The sequence below is a fragment of the Pseudomonas sp. B13(2017) genome (assembly GCF_002113245.1).
In the GTDB taxonomy this organism is placed as follows: domain Bacteria; phylum Pseudomonadota; class Gammaproteobacteria; order Pseudomonadales; family Pseudomonadaceae; genus Aquipseudomonas; species Aquipseudomonas putida_Z.
Genome location: NZ_NEJX01000014.1, coordinates 21656 through 42190 on the forward strand (window position 1 = coordinate 21656; position 20535 = coordinate 42190).

The 20535-nt window shown below is 65.5% G+C and carries 19 protein-coding genes; 8 read left to right on the forward strand and 11 right to left on the reverse strand.

Annotated elements, in window-relative coordinates:
* Positions 1-40: 40 nt before the first annotated feature.
* The 3 genes from CAG44_RS18080 to CAG44_RS18090 all read right to left on the reverse strand — a co-directional run bounded on the left by CAG44_RS18080 (position 41) and on the right by CAG44_RS18090 (position 2914).
* Positions 41-1246, reverse strand: a complete 1206-nt coding sequence (locus CAG44_RS18080) for an MFS transporter (RefSeq protein WP_085692679.1) — start codon at positions 1244-1246, stop codon at positions 41-43.
* Between the two features lie 85 nt (positions 1247-1331).
* Positions 1332-1865 (reverse strand): cytochrome b, encoded by a 534-nt coding sequence (locus CAG44_RS18085; RefSeq protein ID WP_085692680.1) that lies wholly within the window; start codon positions 1863-1865, stop codon positions 1332-1334.
* Entirely contained in the window at positions 1862-2914 is a 1053-nt protein-coding gene (locus CAG44_RS18090; RefSeq protein ID WP_085692681.1) for a catalase family peroxidase, read from the reverse strand. The genes CAG44_RS18085 and CAG44_RS18090 overlap by 4 nt, the downstream gene beginning before the upstream one ends.
* Positions 2915-3038: 124 nt before the next feature.
* On the opposite strand from CAG44_RS18090, the gene CAG44_RS18095 reads away from it, so the two are divergent.
* A complete protein-coding gene (locus tag CAG44_RS18095) occupies positions 3039-3560 on the forward strand; it encodes a sigma-70 family RNA polymerase sigma factor (protein WP_013972484.1) in 522 nt (173 codons plus the stop codon).
* On the forward strand, positions 3557-4309 hold the full coding sequence (locus CAG44_RS18100) for an anti-sigma factor (RefSeq protein ID WP_025339389.1): 753 nt from the start codon (positions 3557-3559) through the stop codon (positions 4307-4309). Before CAG44_RS18095 ends, CAG44_RS18100 begins: the two co-directional genes overlap by 4 nt.
* Before the next feature lie 155 nt (positions 4310-4464).
* On the opposite strand, the gene xthA is transcribed toward CAG44_RS18100, so the two are convergent.
* Positions 4465-5277: an exodeoxyribonuclease III gene (gene xthA, locus CAG44_RS18110; RefSeq protein ID WP_025338931.1), complete on the reverse strand. Its 813-nt coding sequence runs from the start codon at positions 5275-5277 to the stop codon at positions 4465-4467.
* 132 nt (positions 5278-5409) lie between these two features.
* Here xthA and CAG44_RS18115 point away from each other — a divergent pair, with 132 nt between their 5' ends.
* Genes CAG44_RS18115 through CAG44_RS18125 form a run of 3 tightly spaced genes read left to right on the forward strand, consistent with a single transcriptional unit; the run spans position 5410 to position 11526 of the window.
* Positions 5410-6060 carry an N-acetyltransferase gene (locus tag CAG44_RS18115; RefSeq protein ID WP_075045090.1) on the forward strand — a complete coding sequence of 217 codons (651 nt, stop codon included), beginning with the start codon at positions 5410-5412 and terminating at the stop codon, positions 6058-6060.
* Between the two features lie 52 nt (positions 6061-6112).
* Positions 6113-7855 (forward strand): autotransporter assembly complex family protein, encoded by a 1743-nt coding sequence (locus CAG44_RS18120; RefSeq protein ID WP_085692748.1) that lies wholly within the window; start codon positions 6113-6115, stop codon positions 7853-7855.
* Positions 7852-11526 carry a translocation/assembly module TamB domain-containing protein gene (locus CAG44_RS18125; protein WP_085692683.1) on the forward strand — a complete coding sequence of 1225 codons (3675 nt, stop codon included), beginning with the start codon at positions 7852-7854 and terminating at the stop codon, positions 11524-11526. Before CAG44_RS18120 ends, CAG44_RS18125 begins: the two co-directional genes overlap by 4 nt.
* Positions 11527-11545: 19 nt before the next feature.
* Here CAG44_RS18125 and CAG44_RS18130 read toward each other — a convergent pair whose 3' ends face one another.
* The 4 genes from CAG44_RS18130 to CAG44_RS18145 all read right to left on the reverse strand — a co-directional run bounded on the left by CAG44_RS18130 (position 11546) and on the right by CAG44_RS18145 (position 13990).
* On the reverse strand, positions 11546-12100 hold the full coding sequence (locus CAG44_RS18130; protein WP_025338935.1) for a DUF2589 domain-containing protein: 555 nt from the start codon (positions 12098-12100) through the stop codon (positions 11546-11548).
* A 75-nt stretch (positions 12101-12175) separates the two neighbouring features.
* The gene (locus tag CAG44_RS18135; protein WP_085692684.1) at positions 12176-12835 is read right to left on the reverse strand and encodes a DUF2589 domain-containing protein; all 660 of its coding nucleotides are present in this window, start codon (positions 12833-12835) and stop codon (positions 12176-12178) included.
* 64 nt (positions 12836-12899) lie between these two features.
* Complete coding sequence (locus tag CAG44_RS18140) at positions 12900-13280, reverse strand: Mor transcription activator family protein (RefSeq protein ID WP_046616589.1); 381 nt, start codon at positions 13278-13280, stop codon at positions 12900-12902.
* A 251-nt stretch (positions 13281-13531) separates the two neighbouring features.
* The gene (locus tag CAG44_RS18145) at positions 13532-13990 is read right to left on the reverse strand and encodes a hypothetical protein (protein ID WP_085692685.1); all 459 of its coding nucleotides are present in this window, start codon (positions 13988-13990) and stop codon (positions 13532-13534) included.
* 151 nt (positions 13991-14141) lie between these two features.
* On the opposite strand from CAG44_RS18145, the gene CAG44_RS18150 reads away from it, so the two are divergent.
* Positions 14142-14330 (forward strand): hypothetical protein, encoded by a 189-nt coding sequence (locus CAG44_RS18150; protein ID WP_003248064.1) that lies wholly within the window; start codon positions 14142-14144, stop codon positions 14328-14330.
* Positions 14331-14366: 36 nt separating this feature from the next.
* On the opposite strand, the gene CAG44_RS18155 is transcribed toward CAG44_RS18150, so the two are convergent.
* Entirely contained in the window at positions 14367-14741 is a 375-nt protein-coding gene (locus tag CAG44_RS18155; protein WP_025338939.1) for a fe2+ zn2+ uptake regulation protein, read from the reverse strand.
* Between the two features lie 195 nt (positions 14742-14936).
* On the opposite strand from CAG44_RS18155, the gene CAG44_RS18160 reads away from it, so the two are divergent.
* Complete coding sequence (locus tag CAG44_RS18160) at positions 14937-17249, forward strand: acylase (protein WP_085692686.1); 2313 nt, start codon at positions 14937-14939, stop codon at positions 17247-17249.
* Between the two features lie 113 nt (positions 17250-17362).
* On the opposite strand, the gene CAG44_RS18165 is transcribed toward CAG44_RS18160, so the two are convergent.
* Both CAG44_RS18165 and CAG44_RS18170 read right to left on the reverse strand, forming a co-directional pair.
* A complete protein-coding gene (locus CAG44_RS18165; RefSeq protein WP_013972909.1) occupies positions 17363-18085 on the reverse strand; it encodes a UDP-2,3-diacylglucosamine diphosphatase in 723 nt (240 codons plus the stop codon).
* Complete coding sequence (locus CAG44_RS18170; protein WP_025338942.1) at positions 18082-18582, reverse strand: peptidylprolyl isomerase; 501 nt, start codon at positions 18580-18582, stop codon at positions 18082-18084. Before CAG44_RS18170 ends, CAG44_RS18165 begins: the two co-directional genes overlap by 4 nt.
* Positions 18583-18829: 247 nt before the next feature.
* Between CAG44_RS18170 and CAG44_RS18175 the strand changes: the two genes are divergently transcribed.
* Positions 18830-20533: a glutamine--tRNA ligase/YqeY domain fusion protein gene (locus CAG44_RS18175; protein ID WP_085591213.1), complete on the forward strand. Its 1704-nt coding sequence runs from the start codon at positions 18830-18832 to the stop codon at positions 20531-20533.
* Positions 20534-20535 lie beyond the last annotated feature (2 nt).

The window sequence follows — 20535 nt, forward strand, 5'->3', positions numbered from 1 at the left end:
CGCATTAAAACACACTCTGCGCGCTTGCGCGCTGTGCTTGTCAGGCCCGCTGATCGCGGGGCATCGGCCATGACCCGACCAGCAGCAACAGCGCCGCCACCGCCAGGAATGGCAAGCGTGGATCGACGGCATAAACCAGGGTGCCGGCCAGCGGCCCGATCACTGCGCCCATGCCCTGGGCAGCACCGATGGAGCCGGCCGTGGCGCCTTGCTCGGAGGCGTGCATGGCATTGGCCGCCAGCGCCGAAAACGCCGGGAAAACAAAGCCCATGCCCGCCGCCGCGACGAAGTAGCAAGCCCACAGCCAGGGCGCCGTGGTGGCCAGCGAGCCGCAGGCAAAGCCCAGGGCCGAAACTGTGGCGCCGACCCGGATCATCTTCAACGGCGGCCATTCCAGCTGGCGCAGCAGCACCTGCGCCAGGATCAGCGCCACACCCACCGTGGTCAGGGCGATGCCTGCGGCCTGGGCCGCCTCGGCAGGGCCCAGGTGCAGGCGGTCGAGGGCAAAGAAACCGACGATGATCTGCGATACCGTGACACTGAGCATGGCGCTGAACGCCACCAGCAAAGGCCGGCGCAGGCGCGGGTCGTTCAGCCGCACCGGGCTGGGGGCATGGCTGTGCGACAGCGCCTGCGGCTTGAGGGTGAACAGCAGGACCAGAAAGGCACTGGCCGGCAGCAGCGACATGATATGGAACGGCAGGCTCAGGCTATGCCGCGCCAGCAGCGCTGCCAGCGCCGGCCCCACCACCAGGCCTACTGCGTTGGCCGCCCCCAGCGAGGCCATGGCCCGGGCCCGGCGTTGCGGTTCGACATGGTCGGCGATCAGCGCATTGCAGCCCACCGGGATGGCAGCGTAGAAGGCGCCAATACAGCCGCGCGCGACCATCAGGCCGATGAAGGCCAGGGTCGCCCCCGGCAGCCAGCGCAGCGCACCTTCGACGAACAGGCACAGCAGCCAGTAGGCCAGGGTAAAACCGGCACTGCCCAGCAGCAGGATGCGCCGACGGCCCAGGCGGTCTGCGGCGCGCCCCCAGGGCCGGGCCAGCAGCACCCAGACCACGCCCGCCACGGTCACGGCGGCACCGGCTTGCCAGGTGGCCATGCCGAGCTGGCGGGCGATCGGGCCGATCAGGGCGACGAAGGCCATCATCGACATGGTACAGGCCATGTTGGCCAGCAGCAGGGGGCGCAAGTCCAGGGTACTGGCGGGTGCGAGTGTGGCAGGATCCTTTGCGACATTCATAGGGCAGTCCAGGGCGGTACGGCAAATAGAAAGCCGATCTTGTTGGGAATTATTATCGATTGTCGACCCCCTGGGCTGCCGAGCGTCATTCGCTGCGGCGCAGTGGGCCAGGCCACATGCTACGCAACACGCCATCGCGGCGCACCCACGCGTGCATCAAGGCCGCCCCCACATGCACCAGCACCGTGGCGAACAGCAGGTAGCCGGCCCAGCCATGGGCCTGACGCAGCACGGCGTACAACTGCAGGTCATGCGGGGCAATCGCCGGCAAGCCCAGCGGGCGGGGGTAGCCACCGGCCGACAGCATGGCCCAGCCCAGCAGCGGCATGGCCAGCATCATGCCATAGAGCAGCAGGTGCGAGGCCCCGGCTGCCCAGCGTTGCAGTGTGGGCAGGTCGTGCGGCAGGGCTGGGTGGGGCAGGGCCAGGCGAACGGCGATGCGCAGCAGCACCAGCACCAGAAGGGCCAGGCCGGTTGCCTTGTGCAACCCGATCAGCACGGGGTGGCGCGGCGACAGGTCGGCGACCATGCTCACACCGATGAACAACATGGCCAGGATCAGCACGGCCATCAGCCAGTGCAACAGGCGGGCGAGGGGGTGGAAGGCGTCGGTTTTCATGGGTGGGCTCCGGTGCCGAGCGATTCGCGGCTGCGGCGATTGAAGGATTCCGAGTAGGCGGCCGAACGGGCGGCGAGGATCGGGTCGGCGGAGGCCTGGATGCCCCGGGGCAGGATCAGTGGGTCGAAGTTGAGGTCACGGCAGGCACCTTGCTCGGGGCCGTCGACCTGCTCCAGTACCAGCGTGCCGGCGTCCACGCTGCGTCGTTCGGCAGGCCAGGGGCTGGCAGGGTCGTCCACCGCATCGCCAGGTTCCGCCAGCACCAGGCGCAGGGTCCAGCGCAGCGGGCCTTGGGCCAGCCTTTGCTGCAGGTCGTGCTGCAGGAACTGTTTGTCATCGACCTGGGCAGGCAGGGCGGCAAACGCTGTTTGCGGCTCCAGTTGCCAACGCACGGGGTGGGCCGCGCCGCTTGCATCGATCAGGCGGAAGGCGTTGATGCTGTGGTACTGCGTGCTGGCGAAGCTGTTGCTGGGCTTGTAGCCTGCCGCCCATTGGCGAAACGCCGCGCTTTCCGGGTGGGCGGCGAAGAACGCCTGCAGTCTGCCCGGGTCCGGCTTGCCGGTGGCCGGGTCTGGCGCCCCCGCCAGCACCTGTTCATAGAAGGCTTGTGGCGTGCTTACCGCCAGCACCGGCGGGTTGTTCATGCCGGTACGCCAGACCTGCCCGTCGTCGGTGCTCAGCTCGATGGCCAGGCTACGCACCGGTATGCCGGTATCCGGCGCGAACGGGTTGGCGCCGCCGATGGCGAAGCGGCCGATCACTGGCACCCGCGGCTGGCTGAACGCCCGTGCCGTGGACAGGCTGGCTGCCTGCCCGCTGGGCTGGAAGTAGCCGCTGACGCACAGGCCCTTGGCGTGGTTCTTGCGGTAACCCGGGTAATGCCCGGCCTGGGCTTCGAAGGTGTCGATGATGCGCTGCGGGGTCAGGCGGGTTTCGCCAAGCCAGCCGGCGGCATAGGCAAAGGCGGCGCCCGCGCCCAGCATCACGGCGCCGATGGCGGCCAGGCGCGGGGCCTTGGCCGGGCCGTGCAGGGGTGAGTTCATGGTCATTGTCCGGTTCGGTGAAGGTGCCGGTACGACGGCGCAGGGAAAAACTTATTCCCTCGCCGGGAATAGAATTTCCTCACAGGCGTCTGCCTCTTACACTGACAGCCCCAGAGGCCGGGACTTTGCCATGCATGATCTGGACGACCACCAGTGGCGCGAGCTGCTGGCCCGCCTGCGCCGCTTTGCCGTATGGCTGACCCGCGAGCCGGGCAGCGCCGACGACCTGGTGCAGGCCACGGTCGAGCGGGCCTTGAGCCGGCGCGACCAGCAACGCGACGCCGATGCCTTGCGGGCCTGGCTGTTCACCATCCTTTATCGGTTGTTCCTCGACGGCAAGCGCCGCGAACGCCTGCATGCGCGCTGGCTGTCCTGGTTCGGCCGTGGTGAGCGCGACGACGAGCCGGTTGGCGGCAACCTCGAGGCCATTGTCCTGGCCCAGGCCGACCTGCAGGCGTTCGCCCGGCTCACGGCAGAACAGCGTGCGCTGTTGCTGCTGGTCAGCATCGAGGGTTTGAGCTACAAGGAGGCCGCCCAGGCCCTGGGTATCCCTATCGGCACTGTGATGTCGCGCCTGTCGCGCGCCCGCAATGCCTTGCGCGAACTGACCGAGGGCAGCCCCCAGCCCCCGGCCTTGCGGAGACTGAAATGACGCGCCTGATCCCCAGCGAAGACGAACTGCACGCTTACGTCGACGAGCGCCTGGAGCCTGTGCGCCGGGCCGAAGTGCAGGCCTGGCTGGCGGCCAACCCGCAGGCCGCGGCCAAGGTCGAGGGTTGGCGTGCCGACGCCCGCCGCCTGCGTACGGCACTGGCCGGGTTTGGCGAAGTGCCCGGGGCGGCGCAGCTGGACCTTGGGCAGTTGCGCCGGCAATTGCGCCAACGCCGCCAGCGCCGCTGGGCCACGGCGGCGGTGTTGCTGCTGGCATTGGGCGTGGGTGGCCTGGGTGGGTGGCAGGTGCGCGACGCGACCTTGGCGCGTGCCGACCTGCCGATGGCCGATGCCGTCCAGGCACACCGCTTGTTTGCCGGCAGCCAGGCGCTGGATATCCAGGCCAGCGACCCGGGCCAGTTGCGCGACTGGCTGGGGCGCCACTTCAGCCGCGTGGGCCAGTTGCCGGACCTGGCGGGCTACGGCTTCAAACCGGTGGGCGCGCGCCTGCTGAGCAATGAGCAGGGACCGGCGGCGCTGCTGGTGTTCGAGGATGGCAAGGGCCAGCGCATCAGCCTGTTCCTGCGCTCACCAGGTGATCAGTATCGGCGCATGCCGGACGGGCAGCGGGTGGATGGCCAGCTGGAGGCGCGTTATTGGTCGCATGGGGCCTACAACTTTGCTCTGGTCAGCGCGGCGGACGATGTGCGCGGGGCGGGGGTGGGGGAGGCGTTGCGGTTGGGTTTGTAACAGATGCGCGGTCCCTGTAGGAGCGGCCTTGTGTCGCGAAAGGGCCGCATGGCGGCCCCAGCAATTTGTGCATCGAAGCTGAAATCCTGGGGCCGCGTTGCGGCCCTATCGCGACACAAGGCCGCTCCTACAGGTGCTGTGCGTTCAGCTGGCGATCAGCTCAATTCCAGCCAGATCGGCGCATGGTCCGACGGCTTTTCCATCCCGCGCAGTTCATAGTCCACACCCGCCGCCTTGATCCGCGGCACCAGGTGCTGCGAGGCCATGATCAGGTCGATGCGCAGGCCGCGCTTGGGTTCGTCCTCGAAGCCACGGCTGCGGTAGTCGAACCAGCTGAAGCGGTCGGAAACTTCCGGGTACAGGTGGCGGAAACTGTCCACCAGGCCCCAGCCTTTCAGACGTTCCATCCACTCGCGCTCTTCCGGCAGGAAGCTGCACTTGCCGGTCTTGAGCCAGCGCTTGGCGTTGTCCGGGCCGATGCCGATGTCGCAGTCCTGCGGCGAGATATTCATGTCGCCCATCACCAGCAGTGGCTGGTCGTTGCGGAACTGGCCTTCCAGCAGCGCCTGCAGGTCGCTGTAGAAGCGCTGCTTGGCCGGGAACTTGGTGGGGTGGTCGCGGCTTTCACCCTGGGGGAAGTAGCCGTTCATGATGGTGATCGGGTTGCCATCGGCATCGGCGAAGGTGCCCCAGATGAAGCGGCGCTGGGCGTCTTCTTCATCGCTGGCAAAGCCTTTGTGCAGGCTCAGCGGTGCCTGACGCGACAGCAGGGCCACGCCATAGTGGCCTTTCTGGCCGTGGTAATGCACGTGGTAGCCCAGCGCCTGCACGTCGGCCAGCGGGAACTGATCGTCGCTGACCTTGGTTTCCTGCAGGCCGATCACGTCCGGCTGGTGCTTTTCGATCAGCGCCGCCAGCTGGTGCGGGCGGGCCCGCAGGCCGTTGATATTGAAACAGACGATCTTCATGGAAAGATAATCCCGGTAAAAGGCGCGATGCTAGCCGACATCGCTTGCCATCACCAGCATGGCGGCTTCGGGAGCCTGCTGCTAACGTCCTTCCCAGGGCACTGTAAGCCCATTCCAGGAGGACTGCCCGCAATGCCCGAAACCACTGCCACTCCGGCCCGTGTCTGCCTGCTCGATGACGGCTACAGCCGCGAGGCGCGTTCGTTGCTGTACAACGCCTACCGTCACGAACCTACCTTCGCCTATATCTTCGAGGCCCAGCGCCCAGGCTATGAGCGGCGCCTGCGGGTGATGGTGCGCGAATGGGTACGCCAGCACTTCTACCTGCAACTGCCCGCCATCGGCCTGCTGGTGGAGGACCGCCTGATCGCCCTTGCCCTGATCGTGCCGCCGCTGCGCCGGCTGGGCGTGGCCGACAGCTGGGCCTGGCGCCTGCGCATGATGATGGGCACCGGCCTGCGCTGTACGCGCCGTTACATGGACTACCAGGCCGCCCTGGCCACCTGCCTGCCCACCGACGAGGTGCATGTGCTGCCGCTGCTGGGCGTGCACCCGCAATTTCAGGGCAAGCACTACGGCGAGCAATTGTTACAAGCTGTGCATGACTGGTGCGCAGACGACCCTGGTACCCAGGGTGTGGTGCTGGACACCGGCAACGAGCACTACCTGGCCTTTTACCAGCGCCAGGGCTATGAGGAAATTGGCGAGGTGGCTGTAGGACCAATCCGTGAGAGGGTGTTCTTCCATCCCAACCCGGTCTCTTCCAATTCTGCTTTTGCCTGAGCAGACGGCGCGGCGGCTCCCTTGAGCGCCCGGCTCTGGTAGCATGCGCCGCATGACGTATTCAGGAAGATTGACCTGGGGCCTGGTTATCTGGGTCGCCAGTTTCGCAGCATGGGGCCAGAGCGAGTTGCTGGTGAAGGTCAAACCGGCCAACAAGGCGCTCAAGGCCAATGTCGAAGGCTATATCGGTTCCCTTGGCGACCGCGATGAAGAAGCGCTGCTGCGCTTCAGTCGCGGCGCCCAGGAGCAGGCGCGCAAAGCCGCGCAGGCACTTGGCTACTACCAGGCGCAGATCGACACAGAGGTCAAGCCCGCCAGCGAGGCTGACCGTTCCCCGCAGCTGATCATCACCATCGACCCCGGCGAGCCGATTCGCCTGCGCAACGTGACCGTACGCATCGAAGGCCCCGCCAGCGAGATGAAGGCCTTTCGCGTGCCCGACAGCAAGGCCCTGCGCGCCGGTGAACAACTCAACCACGGCCATTACGAGGATGCCAAACGGCTGATCCAGAACCAGGCGTCGCGCTATGGCTTCTTCAGTGGGCGCTTCAGCCGCCAGCGCCTGGCGGTCGACCCTCAGGCGGGTGTGGCCGATATCGAACTGGTCTACCAGAGCGGCCCGCGCTATCACCTGGGCGCCGTCACCTTCGGTGGCGACACACCGCTGGACGACGACCTGCTGCAGCGCATGGTCTCGTTCAAGCCGGGAACACCTTACGACTCGGAACTGATCGCCGAGCTGAACAATGACCTGCAATCGAGCGGCTACTTCGAAGGCGTGCGCGTGGATGCGGCGCCCACCGCCGCCGTGGGCGAAGAAATCCCCGTGGATGTCCGCCTGGAAACCCGCAAGCCCCGCACCATGGGCCTGGGCCTGGGCTTCTCGACCGACGTCGGGGCACGCGGCAAGGCCAACTGGACCCGCCACTGGGTCAACCCGCAGGGCCATAGCTACGGTTGGGAAACCGAACTGTCGGCGCCCCGGCAGAACGTCGGCCTTTGGTACGACATCCCGCTCGACCCGCCGCTGACCGACAAGTTGCGCTTTGCCGGCGGCTACCAGAACGAAGAAATTGCCGGCACCGACACCCTCAGCAAACTGCTGACGGTGGGCCCCGAGTGGCACAGCAAGCTGCCCAGCGGCTGGCAGCGGGTGATTTCTCTCAAGTACCAGCGCGAGGAGTACCGCCTGGGTGATGACTCCGGGCTGAGCAACCTGCTGATGCCGGGGGTGAGTTACTCCTTCCTGCGCAGTGACAACCGCATCGACCCGCATAACGGCTACCGCCTGCAGTTCGATGTGCAGGTGGCCAAGGAAGGGCTGGTCTCGGACACCAACCTGCTGCATGGCAACGTGCTGCTCAAGGGCCTGACCACGCTTGGCCATGACCACCGCTTGCTCGGCCGGGTGCAGTTCGGTGGCAGCGCGACCAATGGCTTCAAGAACAACATTCCGCCGTCGCTGCGCTTCTTCGCCGGTGGCGACCAGAGCGTGCGTGGCTATGACTACCAGACCCTGTCGCCGAAGAACAGCGACGGCGACCGCATTGGCGGGCGCTACCTGGTCGCCGGCAGTGTCGAGTACCAGTATTCGCTGACCGAAAAGTGGCGGCTGGCAACCTTCGTCGACCAGGGCAACTCGTTCAACGACCTGGAGCTGCCAAGCCTCAAGACCGGTGTCGGTTTTGGCGTGCGCTGGGTGTCGCCGGTCGGGCCGCTGCGCCTGGACCTGGCCAAGGCGCTGGATGATGAAGGGGGAATTCGCCTGCACTTTTCCATGGGGCCTGAGCTGTGAAACGCGTGATCAAGTACATTCTGGCGGGCCTGCTCGGGGTAACCGCAAGCCTGGGCCTGGTACTCGGCCTGCTGCTGGGGACCGAGGCCGGCAGCCGCTGGGTGCTGGGCAAGGTGCCCGGGCTTGAGGTGGCTGACTTCCAGGGCCGCCTGGCCGGTAGCTGGCAAGCCAGCCGGCTGAGCTGGGCCGATGCCGGCAGCACGGTAGAGGTGCAGGCACCGCTGCTGGCCTGGTCGCCGGCATGCCTGCTGCGCTCTACCTTGTGCATTGACCAGTTGCAGGCGCAGCGCATCGACATGGCCTTTGCGCCCAGCGCCGAATCGGCCGACAGCGGCCCGCTGCAGTTGCCTGCCCTGCGCTTGCCGCTGGCGATCGAACTGGGAGAGGTCAAGGTTGGCCAGTTGCGCCTGGATGGCAGCGACCTGCTTGGCGACTTGCAACTGGCGGCGCACTGGACCAATACCGGGCTGCGCATCGACAGCCTGCACCTGCAGCGCGATGACCTGCAATTGAACCTGCAGGGCGACCTGCAGCCCGAAGCTGACTGGCCGGTGCAACTCCAGGCGCAGCTGCAACTGCCAGCGGTGGACGGCAAACCTTGGCAGCTGGCGCTGACCGCCACCGGCGAGCTGCAGAAAACCCTGAAACTCGCCGGCACCAGCAGTGGTTACCTTGACGCCACGCTGAACGGGCAATTGCAGGCGTTGGCCGAGCACCTGCCGGCGACCTTGCAGATCCGCTCCGAGGCATTCAAGCCGGCCGCCTCGTTGCCCGACACCGTGCAGTTCAACCAGCTCAAGCTCGACGCGCGGGGCGACCTGCTCAAGGGCTATCAACTGTCGGGGTCGGCCAGCCTGCCGGCCGAGCAGTCGCCGATCGCCTTGCTGTTGTCCGGGCTGGTCGACAGCAAAGGCGCCAGGCTCGATGCCCTGGACCTGAACGCCAGCGATACCCAGCGGGTCAAGTTGCAAGCCACGGCTGACTGGCAGCAAGGCCTGGTCGCCGACGCCCAGTTGGACTGGCAGGACTTTCCGTGGCTGCGCCTGTATCCGCTGGAGACGCCCCCTGAGGTCACCCTCAAGCGGCTCATGGCCCAGGTGCATTATCGCGATGGCAACTACCAGGGCACCTTCAATGGCGACCTGGATGGCCCGGCCGGCGCGTTCAGCCTGGCCAGCCCGTTCGAAGGTGACCTGAGCCAGGTGAAGCTGCCGCAGTTGGCGCTGAGCGCCGGGCAAGGCAAGGCTGCCGGCAGTGTCGCCGTGCGCTTTGCCGACACCCTGGCATGGGATGTCGACCTGCAGTTGTCGGCGCTCGACCCGGCCTATTGGCTGGCCGAGCTGCCGGGTACCCTGGCGGGGCCGCTGCGCAGCAAAGGCGAGATGAAAGGCGACGCCCTGAGCCTCGATGTCCAGCTTGACCTGAAAGGCCGCCTGCGCGGCCAGCCGGCAATGCTCAAGGTCGAGGCCCAGGGGGCAGGGCAGAGCTGGACCTTGGGCGCCCTGGCAATCCAGCTGGGGGACAACCGCATCAATGGCAGTGGCAGCCTGCAGCAGCGCCTGGCCGGGCGGGTCGACCTCGACCTGCCGCGCCTGGGCCAGTTGTGGCCAAGGTTGCAGGGCCAGGTCAAGGGTCGGCTGGACGTCGCTGGCACCTTGCAGGCCCCGCAAGGTACGCTGACCCTCCAGGGCCAGCGGCTGGCCCAGGCGGAAAACCGCTTGCAGCAGCTGGACCTGGATGCCCGCCTGGATAACGCCCAGCGCGGCGTGATCGAACTCAAGGCCAGCGGCATTCACCTGGGTGACACGGTATTGGGCACCTTGCAGGCCAACGGCAAAGGCGACATTCGCCAGCAAGCGTTGACCCTGGCGCTGGACGGCCCGCAGCTCAAGCTCGACCTTGGCCTGGACGGCCAGTTGAACAAGGGTGACTGGCGTGGGCGCCTGGCCAGTGGGCGGATCCAGGCCGGCGGCCAGGACTGGCAGTTGCAGGCACCGGCCCGCCTGCAGCGGCTGGCCAGCGGCCAGCTGGACTTTGCTGCGCACTGCTGGCGCTCCGGCCAGGCCAGCTTGTGTGGCGACGACCAGCGCCTGGCCCCCGAGCCACGCTTGCGCTACCACCTCAAGCAGTTCCCGCTGGACAGCCTGGCCCAGTGGCTGCCGAAGGACTTCGCCTGGCAGGGCCTGCTCAATGCCGACATCAATCTGGACATCCCGGCCAGCGGCCCCAAGGGCAACATCGTCGTCGACGCCAGTGGCGGTACCCTGCGCGTGCGCGACAAGGACCGCTGGGTCGACTTCCCGTACCAGGCCCTGCGCCTGGACAGCATGCTGGCGCCACGGCGCATCGATACCCGCCTGGCGTTCCGCGGCGAGCGCCTGGGCGAGCTGAACGTCAACACCCGCCTCGATCCGCTGGGCAAGAACAAACCGCTGTCGGGTGATTTCCGCCTGGCCGGCCTCGACCTGTCGGTGGCGCGCCCGTTCGTGCCTATGGTCGAGCGCCTGGCCGGGCAGCTCAATGGCAGTGGCCGGCTGTCGGGCACCTTGCTGGCGCCGCAGGTCAACGGCAACCTGATGCTCAGCGGTGGCGAAGTCAGCGGCGCCGAGCTGCCGGTCAGCCTCGAGGACCTGTCATTGCAGGCATTGATTGCCGGCGAGCAGGTACAGCTCAATGGCGGCTGGCGCAGTGGCGAGGCGGGGCGTGGCCAGTTGAATGGCAACCTCACCTGGGGCCAGGCCCTGGGCATGGACCTGCGTCTGCAGGGCCAGCAACTGCCCGTCACGGTCGAGCCCTATGCGACGTTGGAGGTCGCCCCGGACCTGACCTTGCGCCTGATCGACGACAAGCTGGCGGTGACCGGCAAGGTACAGGTGCCCAAGGGCACGATCACTGTACGCGAGCTGCCACCGTCCACTGTCAAGGTCTCGGATGACACGGTGATCGTCGGCCACCAGACCGAAGAGGGCAAGCCACCCATGGCGATGGCCATGGACATCGATGTCGAAGTGGGCCGCGACAAGCTTTCGTTCAGTGGCTTTGGCCTCAAGGCCAACCTGCTCGGCCATGTGCACATCGGCGACAACCTCGACACCCGTGGCGAGCTGAGCCTGGCCGATGGCCGCTACCGTGCCTACGGCCAGCGCCTGACCATTCGCCGTGCGCGGCTGCTGTTCGCAGGCCCGATCGATCAGCCGTACCTGGACATTGAAGCGATCCGCAAGGTCGACGACGTGATTGCCGGTATCCGCCTGAGCGGCAGTGCCGAGCAGCCCACCAGCAAAGTGTTCTCGGAGCCGGCCATGAGCCAGGAGCAGGCGCTGTCGTACCTGGTACTGGGGCGGCCTCTGGGCGCGTCCGGCGAAGACAACAACATGCTTGCCGAAGCGGCCTTGGGCCTGGGCCTGGCGGGTAGCGCCGGGATCACCGGCAGCCTGGCCTCGAGCCTGGGTATCGACGACTTCCAGCTGGACACCGAAGGTTCGGGCAATACCACCAGCGTGGTTGCCAGCGGCAACCTCACCGAGAAACTGAGCCTGCGTTATGGGGTGGGGGTGTTCGAGCCTGCGAACACCATTGCATTGCGCTACAAGCTGAGCAAGAAGGTGTACCTGGAGGCTGCCAGCGGGCTGGCCAGCTCACTGGACATCTTCTACAAGCGCGACTTCTGAGCCGTCGCGGGGGCGGCCGTCAACGGACGATGGCCGCCTCGATGAACTCATTGGTGTCGGGCGAGGGCGGCGGGCTGGGGGCGCGTACCGGGATGATCAGGCTGGTGTACTCCTCGATCAGCCGGTTGAGGGCTTCTGGTGGTTCGCTGGCCTGGAACTGCATGCGGATCTGCACTTCATCGGGGTCACGGTTGTCGCCCTGACGGCTTTGGCCACCGATGGTGACCTTGAAGCTGGCCGCCTTGTTTTCGCCTGCGGTCAGCAGTGCCTGCTGTGCTTCGGTGCCTTTGACCCTTACCGAAAGGTCGACCTGCATGCGCTCGAGGGCCAGGCCCTTGGGCGACACCAACGCGAACAGCGGTACGCGCATGATGTGCTGGCCGTCCATGGCCACTTCGACCATCTTGGCTTTCATGGGCGCGCCCAATGCTTCGGTGTCGCATTCGAAGAACTGGTCGAACAGGTTGATGTACTGCTGCGCGATCAGGCTGTTGGTAGCACTGGCGGCTTCCTGCAGGCCACGGGTGATTTCGCGCAGGTCGATGGAAGTCATGGGGGCGGGGGATTTATCCAATGCTTCGACTCCTCAGGCCAGGTGGTGCCCCCCTGTTGCTGGTCAGGGGGGCTGTTCGGGGCGGGGAGGTGCGCCTCAAGAGGTGGCGGTGCCGAGGGCCGGAGCGCCGTCGGCGGCAGGGTTCTTCAAGGTATCGGCCTGGGAAATCAAGTCCTGGCTTTCCAGTTTGGCGGTTTTGACCACGGTCGGCTTTGTCGCGGCGTCGGTCAGGAAGTCGATCACCCGCATCATCGCTTCAGGCGGGTCCTGGCGTTTCAAGGTCGTGTTGAAGGCGTAGCGGGCGCGGGTGTCAGTCTTGCGGGTTTGCGTGGACTTGTGGCTGACGCTGCCTTTCACGTTGAGCCTGAACGGCCCCCAGCCCAGCGAACCGCTTGCCTCGGCATTCATGTCCTTGCTGGAAACGTCTTCCGACATCTGGTTGATGACCAGTTCGAACTCGACATTACCTTCTTCGATGGAAATGTTCGGGTGGGTGATGGCTGCCACCAGCGGCACTTTCATGGTCTTGCTGACCACGCCCTTGTACTCGCCTTGTTCGTCGACGATGGTTTCGTCGTAGTCGAACTGGATGGCCACGGCCTTGCCGTCCTGGACGCACACCTGCATCAGGAAGTCGGCGTAGGATTTGCTGGCCGTGACCTGGGCCTGGACCATGGCCTGCAGGGGGCCTGCGATCATGCGGTCCATCGGCAAGGCATTGATTACGGAACCGATGAGGCTGTTATCTATCGACATTGCTGGGTTCTCTTCTGGTTGAGTTCAAAACGTGGCTATCAATCGTGGTCACGATGCCTGGGCTTCAGCGCGCGCAATGTTCCTGGCGGCGGATGTTGCCGATCTGGCGCAGGCTCAGGCCGTACTTGTCAGCGAGCAGGCTGCGAGACAGGCCGCTGGCGCTTTCCTTCTGGATCTGCAGGTTGCGCAACTGGCGCATGAAATGGTCAGCCTTGGGGATTTCCAGAGCGACACCGGCAAAGCGCTTGATCAGTGCGTCGAGCGCTTCGGCCGGCAGCACGTCGGCAAGCTTGGTGCGCTCGCGGTGCTTGGGGATGTACTTGGGCCTGCCGCCGTAGGCGCAGGTCAGCTGGTAGGCGTTGTCGATGCCGATGCAGTCGATCAGGGCCTGCAGCGAGTGGGGCAGTTGGCTGATATCGATGTGGCTCAAGTCTGGCAGTTGCATATGGCGCTCCTTCGGGACGGATGGGCTGTGCTAACCGATCACCAGCGGCGTTATGTCGAAGGTGTGGCTGGATTTTCTGTGACAGCCGAGGCATGTCGCTAGGCGCCATATGGGTTGGGGCTTGTAGCTTCCGCGAACAGGTTTTGCAGGCAGCGATATCCGGCGTTGTAGGACATGGCTTCAACATTTGGCTGTGGCGGGTGATTTCCCATCACGTCACTGCCTGTGCAGCGCGTTGGGTGTGGTAACCCTCAATCGCACGGATAGCTGCTCAGCAGGCTGGCGCTGCGCAGGTAGGCCTGGGGGGAGTCGCGCATGCCTTGTGGCAGCGTGCGCCAATCGACCAGCAGGCACAGCGCATGCAGCGGCTGCCCGTCACGGTGGCCGATGACCTGGTCGGCAAAGCTGCGGCGGTACAGTGCCTGGGTCTGCTGCTGCGCTTGTACCTGGTCGGCCTGGGCCAGGGTTTGCCGGGCCAGCTCGGGCAGTTGCACCAGGGGGACACTGAAATGCACCGACGCACCTTTTGCCTGCAGGTAACCGGCCTGGCGCACGCGCTGCCACAGTTGTTGCCATTGGCTGGCGCCAGCTTGGCCAGCCAGTTCGCGGCCCAGTTCGAGCAGTTGCTCGGCCGAGGTCTGGCGGGTGTCCAGCGCATGAAGGGAAAAGGGGGTCAGCAATAGCGACGCGAACAGAAGGGGTTTGTACATGGTGCCTCCGGCATGGGTGCTTGGGAGCCCCATGCTTTCAGGCAGGCGCCGCCCCACCCAGCAGGAAATGCAGCGCCGGGGCCGGTGGCCGTTGTATCATTGCCGCGGCTCGTTGCGAGCCATTTGCCCCTGATGTTGCAAGGAACCTTCGATGACACACGTGCAGCGCCTCAAATATTCCCTTCTGATCATCCTGGTGGTACTGGGTCTGATGCTGGGCCTGTCCCACCTGCAGAAGCAGGGCACGATCAGTGAGCAGACCTTCCAGATGCTGGCCATTGCCATCGCCGTGGTGGTCGTGGTGATCAACGGCATCCTGCGGCGCAAGGTCAAGCCCTGATCCTGGCGGGCCGGCCAGTCATGGCCGGCCATGCGCTCAGCGCACAGGCGTTCGCTCCAGCACGGCGCGTGCCTGCGGGTCGAGGCTGTAGCATTTGTCGCTGCCCAGTTGGATGACGCCCTCGCTGCACAGCCGCTTGAGCACTTCGCGCACGCTGAGGAACGACAGCGGGATATCCAGCTGTTCCAGTTGCGCGTGCACCCCGCGCACGCCAATGCTGCGGCCATTGCGGTCGGCGGCGTGCAAGGCATCGATGACCTTGAGGCGGATCAGGCTGGTACGCAGGCCAAAACTGCGCAACAGCTCGCGGATCTGTTCGTTGCCGATGCGTTCGTCAGCAAAAACGTCCTGTTCCCTGGGCGCTTTGCCTGGGACGCGCCCAGCCTGGATCGAGGGTTGCGGGTTGTACATGTGAATGCTCCTTTTCGTGGACGAACCCGAAATTTGGGTGCCTCACTTACTAGGACGAATGAGAACGGAAAAACTGCAGCCCACGCGCAAAAAAAAGCCTGGTTCTGTTCAAGACGTTCCATTGCCTGGTAATACGTAAAATTTTCATCTGGCCATTCGTCTGATCGGGATGACCCCCGAACCCGAGGAGTGCCCGTGTTTCCACTTTCCCGTCCCATGACTTGCGCTGGCCTGGTCGCCGCCCTGGTAGCCTTCAACGTCGGCGCAGTGCCGGTGCAGTCCGCCGCCGCCGATGCCAGTGCGCAGATTCGACGAACCAGTTACGGGGTGCCGCACATCGTGGCCAAGGACGAGCGGGGCCTGGGCTATGGCATCGGCTACGCCTACGCCCAGGACAACCTGTGCCTGCTGGCCAATGAAGTGCTGACCGTGAGTGGTGAGCGCTCACGCTACTTCGGTGCCAAGGGCAAGACCCTGGAGCAGCGTGACAACCTGGCCAGCGATGTGTTCTTCGCCTGGCTCAACACGCCGGCGGCAGTCGAGGCGTTCTTGCAGGCGCAGCCCGCGCCGGTGCAGGCGCTGCTGGCAGGTTATGCCAGCGGCTACAACCGGGCACTGGCCGAGCGCCGCAGCCAGGGGTTGCCTGCCGAATGTGGCAACGGCGAGTGGCTGCGGCCGATCAGCAGCGAGGACCTGATCAAGCTGACCCGCCGGCTACTTGCCGAAGGCGGTGTCGGGCAGTTCGTCGAAGCGCTGGCGGGGGCGCAACCGCCAACGCTGGCCAGCCAGCAGGCGCCGGCAGGGTTTGCCGCGGCGCTGGCCAGGCAGCAGCGTTTTGCCACGGAACGCGGTAGCAATGCGGTGGCCGTCGGGGCGCAACGTTCGGCCAATGGCCGCGGCCTGTTGCTGGCCAACCCGCACTTCCCGTGGATGGGGGGCATGCGCTTCTACCAGATGCAGCTGACCATTCCCGGCCAGCTCGATGTGATGGGGGCGGCATTGCCGGGCCTGCCGGTGGTCAACATCGGTTTCAACCAGCATCTGGCCTGGACGCACACCGTCGATACATCGAAGCACTTCACCCTGTACCGCCTGCAACTCGACCCCAAGGACCCGACCCGTTACCTGGTCGATGGCAAGTCGCTGCCGCTGGCCCGTCAAACCGTCAGCGTTGCGGTCAAGGCCGAGGATGGCAGCCTGAGCCAGGTACAGCGCCAGGTCTACAGCTCGCAGTTCGGCCCGGTGGTGCAATGGCCGGGTCGCCTGGACTGGGATGCGCATGCCGCCTACAGCCTGCGCGACGCCAACCTCGAGAACACTCGGGTGTTGCAGCAGTGGTACCAGATCAACCGTGCCGACAGCCTGGCTACGTTGAAAGGCTCGATCGAACAGCTGCAGGGTATTCCCTGGGTCAACACGCTGGCGGTGGACCCGGCAGGCAAGGCCTTGTACCTGAACCAGTCAGTGGTGCCATATGTGGATCAGCAACTGCTGAGTGCGTGCAGCAACCCGCAGGCACAAGGGCGCCTGGTGGTACTGGATGGCTCACGCAGCGCGTGCCAGTGGAAGGTCGATGCGCAGGCCGCGCAGCCGGGGATCTTCCCCGCGCGGCTGCTGCCGAGCCTGGAGCGCGAGGATTTCGTGCAGAACTCCAACGACCCGGCCTGGATGGCCAACCCGGCGCAGCCGCTGACGGGTTATTCGCCGCTGGTCAGCCGCAGTGACCAGCCGCTGGGCATGCGTGGCCGCTTTGCCCTGCAACGCCTGCAGGGTACGGCCCGCCTGGGCGTTGACGACCTGCAGCGCATGGTGACCGATGACGAGGTCTACCTGGCCAGCCTGCTACTGCCTGACCTGCTGCAGTGGTGCAAGGGCGCCGATGCGGATGTGCGGGCGGTATGCAGCAGCCTGGCGGCCTGGAATGGCAAGGCTGACCTGGACAGCGGCATTGGCCTGGTGCATTTCCAGAACCTGTTCGATGCCCTGGCCGAGCACCCGGAAAGCTGGCGGGTGGCCTTCGACCCGGCCGACCCGCAGCACACCCCGCGCGGGCTGGCGGTAGAGCAGGCGGCCGTGCGCAAGCTGCTGCACCAGGTCGCGCTGGCGTCGCTCAAGCAGGTGCGTGACAGCGGCATGGCAGGGGAGGCGCGCTGGGGGCAGGTGCAACAGGCGAGCGATGGCACGCCGGTGCCGGGTGGCCCGCAGGCGTTGGGCGTGTACAACGCGATCTACAGCGTGCCGCACGGGCAGGGCAAGCGGCTGGTGGTCAGTGGTACCAGCTACCTGCAACTGGTCAGCTTTACCGACAAGGGGCCGCAGGCCCGTGGGCTGTTGGCGTTTTCCCAGTCGAGTGAAGCGGCTTCGGTGCATGCCGGTGACCAGACCAAGGCGTTTGCGGCCGGAAAACTGGCGGTGATTCCGTTTACCGAGGCGCAGATCAAGGCTGACCCGGAGTACCGGGAAGTGGTGATCAGTGAGCGGGACAAGGGGGCGGTGGTCCAGCAGTAAGGCATGCCGGCCTCTTCGCGGGCACGCCCGCTCCCACAGGTACTGCACCAGGGCTACAAGCGGTGCGGTACCTGTGGGAGCGGGCGTGCCCGCGAAGAAGGCGACTCGGTCGGTCAGGAAAACTCGAACGGGGCCAGCTGAAACCCTTGCTCGTCAACCTGCAAGGCCCAGCCACGGCGGTCCCAGTCGCCCAGCACGATACGCCGTGCCGGTTGCCCGTCGACCACCAGCTTGTGTATCGCCGGCCGATGGGTATGCCCATGCACCAAGGTACGTACGCCATGCGCCGCCATCACCTTCGGCACTTCCTCTGGCGTGACATCGACGATCTCGGTGGACTTCATCCGCGTTTGCGAGCGGCTTTCGCTGCGTAGCTTGCGTGCCAGCTTGTAGCGGGCCGACAGCGGCAGGTGCCGCAACACCCACAGGCTCAGCGGGTTGCGCAGCAAGCGGCGCATTTTCATGTAGGCCAGGTCGCGGGTGCACAGGGTATCGCCATGCATCAGCAGCACCTGCTCACCACCCAGCTCGATCACGCTGGGGTCGTGCAGCAACGTGCAGCCCGCAGCGTCGCAGAAGGCCTGGCCAATCAGGAAATCACGGTTGCCATGCATCAGGTAGATGGCCGTGCCGCTGTCGCTCAGCCGCCGCATGGCCTGGCAGACCGACTGCTGGAAGGGCGTCATGGCGTCGTCGCCGATCCAGGCTTCGAAGAAGTCGCCAAGGATGTACAACGCCTTGGCGTGGCGGGCACGGCCATCGAGCAGATCAAGAAACGCCCGGGTAATGTCCGGGCGTTCTTCTTGCAGGTGCAGATCGGAGATCAGCAGGATCACTCAACGATCTCGGCTTTCTCGATGACCACGTCGTCCTTCGGAACGTCCTGGTGGCCAGCCTTGGAGCCGGTGGCGACCTTTTCGATGGCGTCGACGATTTCACGGCCTTCGATCACTTCGCCGAATACCGCGTAGCCCCAGCCCTGCACGTTCTTGCCGCTATGGTTGAGGAAGTCGTTGTCGGACGAGTTGATGAAGAACTGCGCCGAGGCGGAGTGCGGCTCCATGGTACGGGCCATGGCGATGCTGTACTTCTTGTTCTTCAGGCCGTTGTCGGCTTCGTTCTGGATGCTGGCGCGGGTCTTCTTCTGGCTCATGCCAGGCTCGAAGCCGCCGCCCTGGATCATGAAGCCCTTGATCACACGGTGGAACACGGTGCCATTGTAGTGGCCGTCCTTGACGTACTGAACGAAGTTTTCGGTAGTCAGCGGCGCTTTCTCGGCGTCCAGTTGCAGGACGATGTCGCCGTGGTTGGTGCTCAGTTTGACTTTGGACATGCTGAAACTCGCTCTTTCAAGGCAATCGGAATTAGGGTGCGCAGGGCGCGGGTTATCACCTGACGCAGGATCAGGCGATCGCGACACATGGCGCGCACTGGCCATTTTGCCAGGCTGCGGCAAAAAGCCGTGATAAATCACGCCAGTTTGTCCGGGCCCGACTGTCAGCAGCTTGACTGCTTCGGCTATGATAGGCCCTTTGATTCAATCGGCCTACCCAGGCCGGACACGTGCATTCAAGGATCCTATGAGCAAGCCCACTGCCGACAACGCGCCCAACGCCGCTGCCAAAGGCGCCCCCGCTGTCCCTGCGAACTTCCTGCGGCCGATCATCCAGGCCGACCTGGACTCGGGCAAGCACAGCAGCATCGTCACCCGTTTCCCGCCGGAGCCCAATGGCTACCTGCACATCGGTCACGCCAAGTCGATCTGCGTCAACTTCGGCCTGGCCAAGGAATTCGGGGGCGTCTGCCACCTGCGTTTCGACGATACCAACCCGGCCAAGGAAGACCAGGAGTACATCGACGCCATCCAGAGCGATGTCAAGTGGCTGGGCTTCGAATGGGCCGGCGACGTGCGCTACGCCTCCGACTACTTCGACCAGCTGCACGACTGGGCAGTCGAGCTGATCAAGCGCGGCAAGGCCTACGTCTGCGACCTTACCCCCGAGCAGGCCAAGGAATACCGTGGCAACCTCAAGGAGCCGGGCAAGAACAGCCCGTTCCGCGAGCGCAGCGTTGACGAGAACCTCGACCTGTTCGCCCGCATGAAGGCCGGCGAGTTCAAGGATGGCGAGCGCGTGCTGCGGGCCAAGATCGACATGGCCTCGCCGAACATGAACCTGCGCGACCCGATCCTGTACCGTATCCGCCATGCCCACCACCACCAGACCGGTGACAAGTGGTGCATCTACCCGAACTACGACTTCACCCATGGCCAGTCGGACGCCATCGAGGGCATCACCCACTCGATCTGCACCCTGGAGTTCGAAGGGCATCGTCCGCTGTACGACTGGTTCCTCGACAACCTGCCGGTGCCGGCACACCCGCGCCAGTACGAGTTCAGCCGCCTGAACCTGAACTACACCATCACTTCCAAGCGCAAGCTAAAGCAGCTGGTGGACGAAAAGCACGTCGAAGCCTGGGACGACCCACGCATGTCGACCCTGTCCGGCTTCCGTCGCCGTGGCTACACCCCGGCCTCGATCCGCAACTTCTGCGAAATGATCGGCACCAACCGTTCCGACGGCGTGGTCGACATGTCGATGCTCGAGTTCAGCATCCGTGACGACCTGGACCGTACCGCACCGCGCGCCATGTGCGTGCTGCGCCCGCTGAAGGTCGTCATCACCAACTACCCGGAAGGCCAGGTCGAGCAGCTCGAACTGCCGCGCCACCCGAAGGAAGACATGGGCGTGCGCGTGCTGCCGTTCTCCCGTGAACTGTACATCGACCGCGACGACTTCATGGAAGAGCCGCCGAAGGGCTACAAGCGCCTGGAACCGGCCGGTGAAGTGCGCCTGCGCGGCAGCTACGTGATCCGCGCCGACGAGGCGATCAAGGATGCCGACGGCAACATCGTCGAGCTGCGCTGCTCGTACGACCCGGACACCCTGGGCAAGAACCCGGAAGGCCGCAAGGTCAAGGGCGTGATCCACTGGGTGCCGGCCGAGGGCAGCGTCGAGTGCGAAGTGCGCCTGTACGACCGCCTGTTCCGCTCGCCGAACCCGGAAAAGACCGAGGAGGGCGGCAGCTTCCTGGACAACATCAACCCAGGCTCGCTGCAAGTGCTCAGCGGCTGCCGTGCCGAGCCGTCGCTGGCCCAGGCGCAGCCCGAGGACCGCTTCCAGTTCGAACGCGAAGGTTACTTCTGCGCCGACCTGAAAGACAGCCAGCCGGGCCGCCCGGTGTTCAACCGCACTGTCACCCTGCGTGACTCCTGGGGCAGCTGAGG

Coding starts and splice junctions, on each gene's coding strand:
- CAG44_RS18170 (WP_025338942.1), bottom strand. CDS start 18,582: ATGTCCAAAGTCAAACTGAGCACCAACCACGGCGACATCGTCCTGCAA.
- CAG44_RS18135 (WP_085692684.1), bottom strand. CDS start 12,835: ATGTCGATAGATAACAGCCTCATCGGTTCCGTAATCAATGCCTTGCCG.
- CAG44_RS18100 (WP_025339389.1), top strand. CDS start 3,557: ATGACGCGCCTGATCCCCAGCGAAGACGAACTGCACGCTTACGTCGAC.
- CAG44_RS18090 (WP_085692681.1), bottom strand. CDS start 2,914: ATGACCATGAACTCACCCCTGCACGGCCCGGCCAAGGCCCCGCGCCTG.
- CAG44_RS18080 (WP_085692679.1), bottom strand. CDS start 1,246: ATGAATGTCGCAAAGGATCCTGCCACACTCGCACCCGCCAGTACCCTG.
- CAG44_RS18115 (WP_075045090.1), top strand. CDS start 5,410: ATGCCCGAAACCACTGCCACTCCGGCCCGTGTCTGCCTGCTCGATGAC.
- CAG44_RS18175 (WP_085591213.1), top strand. CDS start 18,830: ATGAGCAAGCCCACTGCCGACAACGCGCCCAACGCCGCTGCCAAAGGC.
- CAG44_RS18150 (WP_003248064.1), top strand. CDS start 14,142: ATGACACACGTGCAGCGCCTCAAATATTCCCTTCTGATCATCCTGGTG.
- CAG44_RS18140 (WP_046616589.1), bottom strand. CDS start 13,280: ATGCAACTGCCAGACTTGAGCCACATCGATATCAGCCAACTGCCCCAC.
- CAG44_RS18145 (WP_085692685.1), bottom strand. CDS start 13,990: ATGTACAAACCCCTTCTGTTCGCGTCGCTATTGCTGACCCCCTTTTCC.
- CAG44_RS18120 (WP_085692748.1), top strand. CDS start 6,113: ATGACGTATTCAGGAAGATTGACCTGGGGCCTGGTTATCTGGGTCGCC.
- CAG44_RS18085 (WP_085692680.1), bottom strand. CDS start 1,865: ATGAAAACCGACGCCTTCCACCCCCTCGCCCGCCTGTTGCACTGGCTG.
- CAG44_RS18155 (WP_025338939.1), bottom strand. CDS start 14,741: ATGTACAACCCGCAACCCTCGATCCAGGCTGGGCGCGTCCCAGGCAAA.
- CAG44_RS18095 (WP_013972484.1), top strand. CDS start 3,039: ATGCATGATCTGGACGACCACCAGTGGCGCGAGCTGCTGGCCCGCCTG.
- xthA (WP_025338931.1), bottom strand. CDS start 5,277: ATGAAGATCGTCTGTTTCAATATCAACGGCCTGCGGGCCCGCCCGCAC.